This window comes from Hymenobacter psoromatis, assembly GCA_001596155.1.
Taxonomy (GTDB): Bacteria; Bacteroidota; Bacteroidia; order Cytophagales; family Hymenobacteraceae; genus Hymenobacter.
Window position 1 is genome coordinate 3,084,666 of record CP014771.1, and the last position, 14,003, is coordinate 3,098,668.

At 61.6% G+C, this 14,003-nt stretch carries 10 protein-coding genes; 7 read left to right on the forward strand and 3 right to left on the reverse strand.

What is annotated here, in order from left to right:
• Positions 1–72: 72 nt before the first annotated feature.
• Positions 73–513, reverse strand: a complete 441-nt coding sequence (locus tag A0257_13010; protein ID AMR27916.1) for a hypothetical protein — start codon at positions 511–513, stop codon at positions 73–75.
• A gap of 387 nt (positions 514–900) precedes the next feature.
• Complete coding sequence (locus tag A0257_13015; protein AMR27917.1) at positions 901–2,715, reverse strand: hypothetical protein; 1,815 nt, start codon at positions 2,713–2,715, stop codon at positions 901–903.
• Between the two features lie 86 nt (positions 2,716–2,801).
• Here A0257_13015 and A0257_13020 point away from each other — a divergent pair, with 86 nt between their 5' ends.
• On the forward strand, positions 2,802–3,335 hold the full coding sequence (locus A0257_13020; GenBank protein AMR27918.1) for a 3-hydroxyanthranilate 3,4-dioxygenase: 534 nt from the start codon (positions 2,802–2,804) through the stop codon (positions 3,333–3,335).
• A 202-nt stretch (positions 3,336–3,537) separates the two neighbouring features.
• Positions 3,538–4,707, forward strand: a complete 1,170-nt coding sequence (locus tag A0257_13025) for a S26 family signal peptidase (protein AMR27919.1) — start codon at positions 3,538–3,540, stop codon at positions 4,705–4,707.
• A gap of 1,964 nt (positions 4,708–6,671) precedes the next feature.
• Here the strand turns inward: A0257_13025 and A0257_13030 are convergent.
• On the reverse strand, positions 6,672–7,442 hold the full coding sequence (locus tag A0257_13030; GenBank protein AMR27920.1) for a hypothetical protein: 771 nt from the start codon (positions 7,440–7,442) through the stop codon (positions 6,672–6,674).
• A 15-nt stretch (positions 7,443–7,457) separates the two neighbouring features.
• On the opposite strand from A0257_13030, the gene A0257_13035 reads away from it, so the two are divergent.
• The 5 genes from A0257_13035 to A0257_13055 all read left to right on the forward strand — a co-directional run bounded on the left by A0257_13035 (position 7,458) and on the right by A0257_13055 (position 13,997).
• Positions 7,458–9,173, forward strand: a complete 1,716-nt coding sequence (locus tag A0257_13035) for an alkaline phosphatase (GenBank protein AMR27921.1) — start codon at positions 7,458–7,460, stop codon at positions 9,171–9,173.
• Between the two features lie 71 nt (positions 9,174–9,244).
• Entirely contained in the window at positions 9,245–9,796 is a 552-nt protein-coding gene (locus A0257_13040; GenBank protein ID AMR27922.1) for an inorganic pyrophosphatase, read from the forward strand.
• A 122-nt stretch (positions 9,797–9,918) separates the two neighbouring features.
• Positions 9,919–10,818, forward strand: coding sequence for a hypothetical protein (locus A0257_13045; GenBank protein AMR27923.1), 900 nt, complete (start codon positions 9,919–9,921; stop codon positions 10,816–10,818).
• Positions 10,819–11,003: 185 nt separating this feature from the next.
• Complete coding sequence (locus tag A0257_13050; GenBank protein AMR27924.1) at positions 11,004–12,362, forward strand: hypothetical protein; 1,359 nt, start codon at positions 11,004–11,006, stop codon at positions 12,360–12,362.
• A 279-nt stretch (positions 12,363–12,641) separates the two neighbouring features.
• Complete coding sequence (locus tag A0257_13055) at positions 12,642–13,997, forward strand: hypothetical protein (GenBank protein ID AMR27925.1); 1,356 nt, start codon at positions 12,642–12,644, stop codon at positions 13,995–13,997.
• Positions 13,998–14,003: the final 6 nt, after the last annotated feature.

Genomic DNA, 14,003 nt, shown 5'->3' on the forward strand with positions numbered 1-14,003 from the left:
GGATGCTGTTCAAGAAGAGTTGACACGAATAATGGCTGAATAAAGTCCTTACCTTAATTAAGACGCGCGCTGCTAGGATTGTTGGGTCGCGTAAAGTCGCTTTGCCCTGGTGCTGGCCCCGGCCAGCTGCACGAACTGCTGCATCCAGGCCACGCTGTTGCTATCTAAGGGCTTGGGAAAGAAGCCTTTCACGATGTTGTAGCCCTTGGCTTTCTCGCGGTCGTCGGGGTGAATGGAGGAGGTCAACACAAACACGCACACCTGCTTGCCGATGGGAAGTTTCATAAACGCATCCAGAAATTCCCAGCCGTCCATGACGGGCATATTCAGGTCCAGCAAAATCAAATCAGGGATGTCCACATTTTCTTTTGCCTTCAGCAGCAAGTGATTAAATGCTAGTTTGCCGTTGACAAAGTGCTGCACTTCCCCCCGCCGCAGGTTTTTGCGCAGCACCAGCTCTGTGACGACAGCCGTGATGTGGTCGTTCTCGATTATATAAGCTAAGTGCGACATTTTTTAGGATATAATGACCTGGAGCATTCGCCAGGGTAACGAATTAAGTAGTAGCTATCACCAGATTAGGCCACCAGAATTGGGGCGGTGAAAACCCACGTTTTTGGCGCTGGCCAGCCGATAAAAAAGTAATTTTAATTGTCAATTTACATTAGCAAAGTACCATAATCATGCCGCTTGTTTGACATTTACACCAATAAAGGTAAGCATAAATTACATTTTATGTTGGTCACCTTCTGAATGATTGCTTTTGCTCGCTTAACAGCACGAAATAGCCGGTGAACAGTTTTCGCTATTCATTAAAATTATTTTTTATAATATATTATATTTTCAAGCCCACAGGATTGAAAGGCCCGCGCGTTGCCGCCCGCCGCCCGCCAGCACTACCTACCCAGGCACGCCGGCGCGCCGCCTACTCGGCCGGTTGCAGCACCACGTAGCCCCGCACCACCTGCTCGCGGTAGCCGGCGGGCAGCAGCGTGCGCAGCAGCTGCTGCCCGCCGGCTGCCCCCGAAACGGCGGATGCACCACAAACACCGCTCCCCGGTAGCGCGCCCAAAACGCCCGCACCTGCGCGGGCCGCAGGGGGGGTAGGCGGGCCAGCGAATCGGGGTGCTGCTGGGCCAGCAGCAGCGCGCGCAGCACTGGCTCGCGGGCGAAGGCGGCAAAAGTGGCGGCCGGCACCCGCGAGATGTAGGCACCCGGCAGCGCCTTGTGGTGCTGGGTTTGGTAGAACAATTCGGCGGGGTCCATGCGGCCGATTTCGCGGTAGCCGTCGAGCAGGCCGAAGGGAATGGGGAACAGCACCGGGCCGGGCCGGGCGGCGGCCACCCGGTAGGCCAGCGGCACATCGGCTGCCCGAATGAGGGGGTAGGCGGTGGGCTGAAATTCGAAGAATAAAACCAGCCCTACCCCCCCGGCCACGAGCCAGCCCCGCCCGGCGGGCATGCGCCGCAGCCAGCCATCGAGCCGGATGAAAACCACCAGCGGCAGCAGCAGCGACAGCAGCAGCACCAGCCGCGTGGGGCAGCGAATGTTGTTCAGAAACGGCACAAAATGCACCAGGCTGGTGGGCAGGCGCAGCAGGTCGCGGCCCAGCCAGCGCAGCTCGGGCATGGTGAGCAGGGCAAACAGCAGCGCCAGCGCCGCGAAGGGCCGCGTTTCGGCGGGCACGGCGGGGCCGGGCGCACCGGCCGGCCGGCGCCGCCACGCGCCAATGCCCAGCCCCAGCGCCAGCAGCGGCAGCAGGTAGCCCAGAAACGTGACGTTCTCGACCGAGCCCGGATTGTGGAAGTGCGGGCTGCGCCAGAGCGCCTCGGTGGCGGCGGTGGCCAGCCAGCGGTTGCCGAGGGGCGGCACGAGGTAGCCGGCCAGGTCGCCGCCCCACCACAGGCCCGCCTTGTCGTCGAGCCCCAGCAGCGCCAGGCCGCGCGAAAGGAAGTGCGACAGCGCGAGAATAATCCCTACCCCCCCCCACGGCCGCCACGTGCGCCAGTTAATTTCTCCCAGCCGCAGGCCCCACCACGCCGCGTAGCCCACCGAGAAATACACCAGTCCCGCCAGCGTGTAATAATCACTGAGCAAAGTGATTAGCAAAAGCAAAGCGGCCCAGGCCACCTGCCGCCGGCTGCGCACCAGCGGCCGCCAGCGGCCCGGCGCAAAGGCCAGGCCATCCAGAAAAGCCAGGATATAAAACGGCACCGTGGCCGTGAGCAGCAGGTGGTAGTGCTCGGGCCAGTGCGCCAGCTTGCAGGGCGAAAACGCGAACACGAAGCCCACCAGCGCGGCCAGCAGCGGCCGCCGCACCCAGCGCCCCGCCAGCCGCGCCGCCCCTGCCCCACTCAACACAAAGCTCAGCAGCAGGCCCAGGTTTACGGCCCAGAATTCCTGGCGCAGCGCCACGTTCAGCAGGCCCAGCACCGGCGTGTAGGTGTGCAGCCACAGGCCCGTGCCCTGGGGGTAGAGCAGCAGGGGCGTGAAAAACGGGTTGTGCCCGGCTGCCACCTGGCGCTGAAAATTCCAGGCGTTCCAGATGTACTGGTTGGCGTCGCCGTGCGGGGTGCCCACGGAGGCCGTACTCCACGCCTGGCTCAGCGGCCACGAGTACCAGACGGACAGTCCCGCGTAGGCCAGGGCGGCCAGCAGCAAGCCGCGCCAACCCAGGGCATTGGCGGCAAAGGGGGGGTAGGGAACATGCGGCAACGGGCCGCGCGCTTGCCGCCCGGCCCCAACAAAAGTAGCCCGGCCGCAGTAGCTAGCTTTACCGCTTCACTTTTTTGCGCTTCGTCATGCCCATTGCCCGCCCCTTCCATTTTCAGCAGTGGATTGCCGACCACCGCCACCTGCTCAAGCCGCCCGTGGGCAATCAGCAGGTATATAAAGACAACAAAGACTTTATCGTGATGGTGGTGGGCGGCCCCAACGCCCGCAAAGACTACCACGTGGACGCGGGCGAGGAATTATTCTTCCAGCAGGAAGGCACGATGACCGTCAAAATCATCGAAGACGGCCAGCCGGTGGACATCGAAATCAAGGCCGGTGAGATGTTCTTGCTGCCCGCCGGCGTGCCGCACTCGCCGCGCCGCCCGGCCGGCACCATCGGCCTGGTGCTGGAGCGCTACCGCCAGCCCGGCGAGCTGGACGGCTTCCAGTGGTACTGCGAAAACTGCGGCCACAAGCTCTACGAGGAGTTTGCCGAGATTACCGACATCGTGGCCCAGCTCCCCCCCATCATGGACCGCTTCTGGGCCAACGACGCCCTGCGCACCTGCAAAGTTTGCGGCACTTATATGGAAGCCCCGGCCAAGGTGCCAGCAGCCTGACGCAAGCGCAAAGCCTTGCTTGCAAGTAAGTTATAAGAAGGAACGTCCTTCCGAGCTTGCCGAGGAATCTCGCGTGCGTTGTGGGGGCGAAACCCGAACGATGCGGGCGAGACTCCTCGGCAAGCTCGGAAGGACGTTCCCTTTCGTGACGCGCATAAGTAACTTCCTTTCTTACTTTTAGCTTAACCTTTTCCCTACCCCCATGCCCCTACCCCAGTTCAAGCGCCCGGCGGCCGACCAGCTGCCCCCCAAGTCCAAATCCCAGTCGCGGGAATGGGCCAATTCGCTGCTGTTTGCGGTGGTGGTGGCCACGCTCATTCGCTGGTCGGCGGTGGAGGCGTACGTTATTCCGTCCGAGAGCATGGAGCATACGCTGCTGGTGGGCGACTACCTGTTTGTGAGCAAGCTGCACTACGGGCCCATCACGCCCCAGACGCCGCTGCAACTGCCGCTCACGCACCAAACGGTGCCGGTGCTGGGCATTAAGAGCTATTCGGACCTCATTCGGCTGCCTACCTACCGGTTTCCGGGCTTCAGCTCCATTCAGCGTAATGACGTGATAGTCTTTCACGTACCGCACGAGCAGCAGCGCCCGGCCGACCTGCGGACCTTCCTCATCAAGCGCTGCATCGCGGTGGCTGGTGACACGCTGGAGCTGCGCCAGGGCCAGGTGTTTCTGAACGGCCGGCCCGGCAGCATCGGCGGGCAGCCCCAGATGACCTACTTCATGGCGGTGGCCAGCCCCAACGACGAGGTGCGCCAGGCTCTGCACGACCAGCAAATAGTTGATTATAACCAGCCCGACGGCCTGCCGGCGGCCACCACCGACCCCGAAACGGGCAAAGCGGGCTACGTTATCAGCTGCCCGGCCAGCGTGGCCGCTTTTTTCCGCCGCCAGCCCTACGTGCAGGCCCTCACCTTGACGGGCGGCATCCTGCCGGCCAACACGTTGTTTCCAGACGCGGCCGACTTCCACGTTTCGGGCGCCGTGAGCGCCGTGCCGCGCCACTGGCAGCTCGATAATTACGGCCCGCTGGCGGTGCCCAAAAAGGGTCAAACTATTCAGCTGACGCCGGCCAACGCGGCGATATACTATAAAATAGTAGCCCAATACGAACACAACCAAGGCATTACCTGGAAGGATGGCCTGATACAGCAGCACGGCCGGCCACTCACGCAGTACACGGTTAAGCAGAACTATTACTTCATGATGGGGGACAACCGGCACAACTCGGAAGACTCCCGGTTCTGGGGCTTCGTGCCCGAAGACCACCTTGTGGGCAAAGCCGTGCTGGTCTGGCTCTCGCTCGACCCAAATGCCGATTTCTTCCATAAAGTTCGCTGGAATCGGCTGTTTCGTCCGGTTAGCTAGGCGCTGCTGCTGGGTGTGCATAAGGCCTTATTTTTGGGACACATGCTCCATTTTAGTGCTGCCAATTGCCTTGCTGCTACCCGACGAAACCGGCATCGGATTTTGGGGCCTGTAGTCGAGGCAGGAGGGGGTAGGGATTCCTTCCAAACTGTTCTTCCTCATCGGGCAAAATATAATTTCGGGTAAAGTTGGGGGCAGTTCTTTTTTCCTTTGGTTCCGAAAAAAGTCCTTTTACATAACAAGTGTTATAAGCGACACCTTGGAAAAGCGGCGGTTTTTATCCCTTCCGGTCGCTGCGCCCAACATGGTACTTTGCACAGATTAGCTTCCCCAATAACGCTTGTTAACTAATATCTTAGCGAGGTAAAGTCATTAGATTTCTTTTCACAGTACATTCATCATTATAGTACTAAACGACTATGGACTGTAAGTCCATAGGTTTGAAAGCGAATGGAATTCGGCGGTTTCGGCTAAAGCCGACTGAAAGAAGCCACTGAAAGTGGGTCGCTTTAGAATAAAATTCTGCTGGCTAAACGCTGGCGTCGGTCATTGAGCAAATAGCAATAACTAACTGACAATCAAAAATTAAACAGCCTTGCCTGAACAAGACCGGCAAAAGTGAGTAGCAACTAAAGTCTTGCCCTAAAGGGCATAGCTTTAACTAGCGTACTTGAAAAGTAAATAGCAAGACCTTTCCTATTTGGCCTTCTTATAGTAGCGAGGGGGTAAAATTACTGTAAGCTGTTTCGAAACAGGTCCGGAAAGCCGTAACTTATTGACCCTGTAAGTCTTGCAGCCCACTTAGCTAATTAGTCCAGCAAACAGGGTTCAGAAAGACAGTCCAAAAAGAAACAGCCAGTTGGTTTATTAAACCTAGCTTTTTGGGCCGCATGAAAATGACATCTGCTTAAAATTCAGCGACATATTATATATGATATGTCCTTAGAGTAAGTTTGACTCCTTGCTGCTATAAGAAGGCCTATTTAAGTATGACCGTTCAACATTTTTTTATTCCAAACATGAGAAAGATTTCCAATGCAGGTTTTAAAGTGCTAGCTAATGCAGCGTTACTTACTATTCTGGGTAGTTGCCAACGACAGGAGTTACCAGCACCCGTTTTATCTTCACCTTCCCCTACTACTACTCACAGCACCAATGATGTTGCTTTAGGCCCAGTAATTGTCATCGGTCACCGGCCAATAGAAACTAAGGTTCCCCCTCCTAGTGGAGATGACGGAGGTGGAGGAAGTGGAGGGGGTCAAGGAGGTGGTGGAACTGGCGGAGGGAGTGGCGGGGGGAGTTATGGCGGTAGCGCTGGCGGAAACACGAGCTTCCCTACAGGTATTGCTACTATGTCTGCCTCGGTTACGCCTCAGACACCTAAAATAGGTACTTACGCGGCTGTTCTTGCTATTAAACCAAGTTTATACCAAGTTGTAAACGTGTATGTGGACGTTGATACAAATACTCATCAACTCAATGAGGTTCAAGTGACTCTAAATGGAGTAGTATGGCTCACTAAGTTAACCCAAATAGGCGATGGGACACTAACAGGATATGATGCAAACTCAGACACTTATTACTTCACTGTGACTTATCAAAAAGTCGTAGGAGACATATGGAGTAGCCAAGTAACTTTGACAGGTACCCTATCTCCTAGTCATGGCGTAGGAACCTTAACTATCCCTTAATTAATCTTCCCTACCGAACTATGGTTTTCCTATTTTCAACCTCCTATTGGGTTAGTTCTTTTGGTTACACATTGGTGTTACTAATCAGCCTAGGTATAGCTTTCCTATTACTAAGGCTATTGATTCGTTTAAATCATTTTAATAGAAAATAAGGCTATAGTAGGGCTTACACATCGAAACTTCTAGACATCAGCTAGTGTAATCTGTAAAGTCGTAAGCTCTTTTACATGATGCAAACGGTCGTTTACAAGATGTAAAAAGCAGGCGCCGCCGCTACGCCAGCGCCTTGCGTGGCTTGGGCACTGACCCGGCTTGCGCAAATAGCTCGCGCAGCCGCTCAGTCGTCAGCCCGGTATAGTCGTTAATGACGGTGAGCGGGGCCTGAAAGTCCTTCGCTTTCAGCGTAGTAAGTACGCCTACGCAGGCCATTTTGGCGCGGTAGGCGGCTTGTTCGCCCAAGGTGGCGTCTTCGAAAACCAGGCAGTGGGCGGGCCCTACCCCCAGCTTGCGGGCCACTACGGCGTAGGTGTCGGCGTGGGGCTTGCCCTGGCGCACGTCGTCTTTGCCCACCACCACGTCGAAGTGGCGGCGCAGGTCGAGGTGGTCGAGGATGTAGGCGAGGGTAGGGCCGCCCGAGCCGGTGCCGAGGCCGATTTTGAGGCCGGCGGCTCGGGCGGCGGTCAGAAATTCGACCAGGCCGGCCAGCGGCTGGCGCTGGCTCCAGTAGAGGGTGCGGTAGAGAAATTCGCGCTGGGCAGCGTATTCTTCTAACTGCTTTTTGGGCACTTCGTGGCGGAAAACGCTTTGCAGAATTTCGGTGGCGGGCATGCCGTTGAGACAGCGCAGCAGGCGGCGGGCGTTGGTGGTAAGGCCCAGGTCGCGGAACAGCAGTTGAAAGGCGCGGGCCTGCACGGGCGTGTTGTGGATGAGCACGCCATCCATGTCAAAAATGAGCGCTTGTAAGTCAGGCATAGTCGGGTAACGAAAGGGAAACGTGCGCCGCTGTACGGCCCGGCGGCCGGCGGGTATCTTTGCGAGCCGCATTTTATTGGCTTTCGCATGAAAAAACTCGGATTGCTGCTATTGCTGGCCCTGCCGGCCCTGCCCGCGCTGGCGCAGAAAAAAGGCCCGGCCCTACCCCGCCCCAAGCTGGTGGTGGGCATCGTAATCGACCAGATGCGCTACGACTACCTCTACCGCTACTGGGATAAGTTTGGCAGCGGCGGCTTCAAACGACTTCTGGGCGAGGGCTTTAGCTACGAGAGCTGCCACTACAACTACGTGCCCACCTACACCGGGCCGGGCCACACCAGCATCTACACGGGCACTACCCCCTCGACCCACGGCATCGTGGGCAACAACTGGTATGAGCGCGAAACGGGCCACACCGTCTATGTGACCGACGACAAAACCGTGCAGGCCGTGGGCGGCACGGCGGCGGCGGGGCAGATGTCGCCGCGCCACAACCTGGCCACCACCATCACCGACGAGCTGCGGCTGGCCACCAATTTTCAGAGCAAGGTCATTGGCGTCTGCATCAAGGACCGGGGTAGCATTCTGCCCGCCGGCCACGCCGCCAACGCCGCCTACTGGTACGATGGCAGCAACGGCGCTTTTATCAGCAGCACGTTTTACACCCAGGCGTTGCCCGACTGGGTGAACAAGTTCAACGGCGCCGGCCACGCGGCCGAGTACCTCAGCAAGCCCTGGAACACGCTGCTGCCCATTGCGGACTACACCGAAAGCACGCCCGACGACGTGCCCTGGGAGGCGGCTTTCAAGGGCGAAACCCGGCCGGTTTTTCCGCACGACCTGCCCGCGCTGAGCGCCGTGACGCCCGCCGCCGTGAAGGCTGCCGAAAAGGCTTCGGGTGAAAACCGGCCCGCCTCCACCGCCCCCACCCGCAACCTCGACCTCATCCGCTCCACGCCCTTCGGCAACTCGCTCACCGCCGACTTTGCCATCGAAACCCTGCGCCAGGAGCAGATGGGCCAGCGCGGCCAGACCGATTTTCTGGCCCTCAGCTTCAGCAGCACCGACTACGTGGGGCACCAGTTTGGCACCACGGCCATCGAAACCGAAGACACCTACCTGCGCCTCGACCGCGACCTGGCCCGCCTGCTCGATGTTATTGACAAACAGGTGGGTAAGAGCGAGGCGCTGGTGTTCCTGACTGCCGACCACGGGGCCGACCAAGCCGCCGGCTTTTTGGAGGCGCACCAGCTGCCGGGCGGCGGCGTGGGCGTGGCCCCGCTGCGCGACTCGGTGCAGCGCGCCCTGGTGCGCGCCCACGGCCCCGGCAAATGGGTAGTGGACCTGGAAAACCAGCAGGTGTACCTCAACCGGCCCTTGCTGGCGGAGAAAAAGCTGGAGCTGGCCAAGGTGCAGAACGAGGTAGCCGAAGTGCTGCGCCAGCAGCTGCACATCGCGCAGGCCATTTCGGCCATCGACTTGCAGCGCAATTCCTGGCCGGTGGGCCTGGGCATGTATCAGGCCAACGGCTTCTACGCCCCGCGCTCGGGCGACGTGCTGTTTGTGCTGTCGCCGGGCTGGCTCGAAGCCTACTCCTACCCCGTCATCAAGGGCACGACGCACGGCGCGTCCTGGGCCTACGATACCCACGTGCCGCTGCTGTGGTGGGGCTGGCACGTGCGCCACGGCGAGTCGGCCGAGGAGGTCAAAATCGTGGATATCGCGCCCACCGTGGCCCGCTACCTGCACATTCAGGAGCCCAGCGGCACCAGCGGCACGCCGTTGCTGGAGGTGCTTCGCTAGGCAGTTCGGCGATTAGTCGCGTTCTTTCGTAACGTAGTTTTTTTTAGTTTACTCTTCCCTCCTCCTTCCAAGTGTCCCAATTCAACCCCTGGCACGACGTTTCGCGCGGCGAAAACCTCCCTACTACCGTCACCGGCGTCATCGAAATTCCCAAAGGCAGCAAGGGCAAATACGAGCTCGATAAAGAAAGCGGCCTGCTCAAGCTTGACCGCGTGCTGTTTTCGGCCGTGCACTACCCCGCCGCCTACGGCTTTATTCCGCAGACGTACTGCGACGACCACGACCCGCTCGATATTCTGGTGCTGTGCTCGGTCGATATTCCGCATATGTGCTTGGTCGAGGCCAAGGTTATCGGCGTGATGCAGATGCTGGACCAGGACGAGGAGGATGACAAAATCATCGCCGTGGCCGCCCACGATGTGTCGGTGAACCACTACAACGAGCTGGCCGACCTGCCGCCCTACATGATGCTGGAAATGCAGCGCTTTTTTGAAGACTACAAAGCCCTGGAAAACAAGCAGGTAGTGGTGAAGCAGTTCTTGGGACGCGAAGATGCTTACCGCATCATCGACGCCAGCATTACGCTGTATGAGGAAACGTTTGGCGACCGCGCCAAAAAGTAAGGTCCCGTTGCCGGCCCGGCTGGCTCGCCAGTTGGCCTACCCCCGAACGTCATGCTGAGCAAGGTGCAGCAGCTCTACCGCATCGTTGGATGGACCAGTAGAGCTGCCGCGCTTTGTCCGGCATGACGTTTTTTCGGGTTGCTACCCTCATTTTTTCCCGCCGAATGCCCGCCGCCCGCCGCGCCCTACCCCTGCGCCTGCTCGACGCCCTGCTTTACAGCAGTGCCTGGCTGGCGGCCGCCGCCGCCGCCCAAACGGCGACTACGCTGCGCCAGTGGCCGGGCCTGGGCGGCCCGGCCGGCCCGCACGTGGTGGTGCTGGTGTTCGCGGCCACGCTGCTCACCTATAATCTCGACGCGGCGCTGCCTTTCAAGCATCGGCAGCCGCCGGGCACCTCGGGACGCAAGGCCTGGCAGCAGCACCACCGCCCGGCCATGCTGGTGCTGGCCGGCGCGGCCGCCCTGGTCGATGCCTACCTGCTGCTCACCGACGGCTGGCTGCGTTTCCTACCCCTGCTGGTGCCGCTCACGGCGCTGGCCGTGGGCTACTCGTGGCCGCTGCTGCCGTGGCGGGGCCGCTGGCGCGCCATCCGGGAGGTGCCGCTGCTGAAGGTGTTTCTGATTGCGGGCGTGTGGACGGCCGTGACCGGCGGCCTGCCCGCGCTGGCCCTGCACCAGCCGCTGGCCGACGTGCAGGGCTTGCTGGCCCAGCGGTTTTGCTTGGTAACGGCCCTGGCCATCGTGTTTGACATTCGGGACTACAGCCGCGACCAGCTGGCGGGCCTGCGCACCTTCCCTACCCAGCTGGGGGTAGGCGGGTCCAAGGTCGTGGCCTTGGGCTTTTTGGCCGGTGCCGCGGCGCTGGGCCTGGCGCGCGGGGCCGCGCCGCTGGCGGTGCTGCTGCCGACCGCGCTGGCGGCGGCCGTTATCCTGGCCGCGCGAGAGGCGCGGGGCGACTACTTTTTTGCCCTGCTCACTGATGGCGTGCTGGTGGTGCAGGCAGTGGCCTACTTTGTGCTTTAGCGCCGGTGGGCGGGGGTAGGGTGGGCAAGCTGGTGCCTCTGCCGGGCGGAGTATTCGCCCAAGCAATTTTAACAAGCTAGCCATGCTTAAAGATAAGGCGCTCAAAAAAAACAGCATACGGCTTCGCCACTGTTCTGCCTATCTACGTAAGCCAGGGCACACCTCACTTTCACCCTTGTTTACCTATGAGTCAGAACCTGTTAGACCTCGTTCAGAACTACTTTACCAGCGATACCGTGCGCCAGACGAGCGCCGCCCTGGGCGAGAGCGAAAGCTCGGTTGGCACCGCGCTGCGCAGTGTGGTGCCGCTGGCGCTGGGTGGGCTGCTGGCCCACGCGCAGCAGCCCGGCGGGGCCGCCAACCTCCTGGGCATGGCCCAGCAAGCGCACAGCAGCGGCCTGCTCGGCAACCTGAGCGGCTTGCTGGGCGGGCTGGGCAACACCCCCGCCACTACCCCCACCGCCGATGGCGGGCTGCTGAGCCGGGGCGGCGACCTGCTGCGCTCGGTGATGGGCAGTGGCTACACGCCCGCCGTGGCGGCCGTGGGCCAGCAGGCCGGGGTTGGCTCCTCTACCGTGAGCAGCTTGCTGAGCATGGCAGTGCCGGTGGTGCTGGGCCTGCTGGGCCGCCACGCCAGCCAGAACAACCTGGATGCCAACGGCCTGGGCAGCTACCTGGGCGAGCAGCGCGGCAGTATTACGAGCGCGCTCGGCAACTTGCCGGGTGGCCTAAGCCCGATGCTATCGGGCCTGGGCCTGGGCACGGCCGCTACTAATACCGCCGGCCAGGTGGGTAGCACGGTAGCCGCCGCAGCCAACCGCACCGGCGACGCCGTGCGCAACACAACCCGCGACGTGGAAACCGCCGTGGCCAGCCCCAACCGCTGGCCCTGGATTTTGCTGGCGCTGGCGGCGCTGGCGGCGGTGCTGTACTTTGTGCGCAGCCGCAACCAAACGCCCGAGGCCCCGGCAGCCACCACCATGCCCGCCGACACGGCCCGGACCGTGGCCGCCGCCCCGGCAGCCGCGCCCACTGGCCGCTACGATGAGAAAACCGGCAACTACGTTTACGACACCGGCGCCGCTACTACCGTGAAGCTGCCCGATGGCACGGTGCTGAACGTGGGTGGCAGCTCGACCGAGGCGCGCCTGTTTAACTTCCTCAACGACAACGGCCAGACGGTGAGCACCGACAAAACCCAGGGCTGGATTAGCCTCGACCGGGTGTACTTCAACACGGGCAAGGCCACGCTCACCAACGAGTCGCTGGTGCAGCTCCAGAACCTGGCGGCCATCCTCAAGGCCTTCCCCAACGCCGCCATTAAGCTGGGTGGCTACACCGATAACACCGGCGTGGCTGACAAGAACGTGCTGCTGAGTGCCGACCGCGCCAACGCCGCCCGCATGACCGTAGTTGCCCACGGCATCGCGCCGGGCCGCGTCATGGCCGAAGGCTACGGCCAGGAGCACCCGCTCACGAGCAACGACACGCCCGCCGGCCGCGCCCAAAACCGCCGCGTCGATGTGCGGGTAACCAAGAAGTAGCCCGCCGCCTTGGGTCTAGCTACGCAAAAGTGCCTTCCTGAGCCTCGGGAAGGCATTTTTCGCGTAGCTGGGAGTATCTTGGCACGCAGCCCTACCCCTGCCCGCACGGCCGAAGCTGCTGGCGGGCCGACGGGCCTGGAAAGCACCCTGCACCCTTACCAAGTTGCATTCAGGCACGATTATGTAGCATTTTGCGGGAAACGCTAAAAACCTGGCAAATTCAGCTGGTAGCCAGCCGGCTACGTAATCTGCCTGCGCCTCATTTCTTTTGCCTGTTCCATGAGCCCAGATTTGCTTGAGCTTACGCACAACTATTTTATTGGCAGCACCTTGCGGCAGATTAGCACGGCCCTGGGCGAGAGCGAGAGCAGCGTGAGCACGGCGCTGCACCGGGTGGTGCCGGTGGCCCTGGGTGCCCTGCTGGCACGCACGCGCCAGCCCGGCGGGGCGGCCGACTTGTTTGCCCGCGTGTATCGGGTGCATCGCCGCGACCCGCTGGCCAACTTTAGCGACCTGCTTGGGGAAGTGAATGACCCGGCGGGCGCTCCTGCCAGCAGCGAGGGTAGCCTGCCTGGCCCCGGCCCTGGCCTGCTGCGCACGGTGCTGGGGCCGAACTACGACGCGATGGTGGCGCACATCAGCCAGCAGGCCGGGGTGCGGCTCGCCACCGTGCCCAAGCTCCTGGGCCTGGCGGTGCCGGTGGGCCTGGGCTTGCTGGGCCGCTACGCGGTGCAGCACACCCTGGATGCACCCGGCCTGGCCAGCTGCTTGGCTAGCCAGGCCCCGCCCATTGTGGGCGCGCTGAGTAACCTGCCCGAGGGCATGGGCCAGGACCTGGCCGGCCGGGCGGCGGGCGCGGCGGTTCCCCTTCATCGCCCCGCCCAAGCGCCCGCGGCGGCCCCTGCCCCGCCGCCCGCCCCAACGTCCGGCAGCCCACAAAGCCCTACCCCCCCGCCACGCCCCAAGCCGCGGCCGGGGCCGCCTACCCTCATTGCTGCCCCTCGCGGGCCGTGGCTGCTGGCGCTGCTCGCCCTGGTGCTCGGGATTGCCGCCACGCAGCTGTATCTGCTGCGGAGCCCCGGCACGCCCCCGCCGGCGCGCCCCGCGCCAACACCCCCGGCCACGCCCGCCCGCCCCGAAGCGGCCGGCAACGACCCCGTGGTGTACATCGCGGGGCGCGCTACCCTGCCGCTCGCGGGCGGTGCCGGGCTGCGCGTGAGCAACAACTCGGCCGAGGCCCGGCTGTATCATTTTCTCAAAGACCCCGCTCAAACGGTGAGCCTTGATAAAACCCAGGGCTGGCTGCTGCTCGGCCAGGTGCATTTTACCCCCGGCGCGGCCACGCTCACGCGCGAGTCGGAGGTGCAGCTTCAAAACCTGGCGGCTATTCTGAAGACTTTTCCTCACGCCGCTCTCAAGCTCGGCGGCTATACCGACGACCAAAGCAGCGCTGATAAAAACCTGTTAGTCAGTGCCGATTGTGCCAATGCCGCCCGCCGGGAGCTGCTAAAACTGGGGGTCGCGCCGGGTCGCGTGGCCGCCGAGGGCTACGGCCAGGCCCCGACCCGCACCGCGCCCCCGGCCGGCCACCCGCAAAGCCGCCGCGTGTACGTGCGAGTCAGCAAGAAATACTGAGCAGGT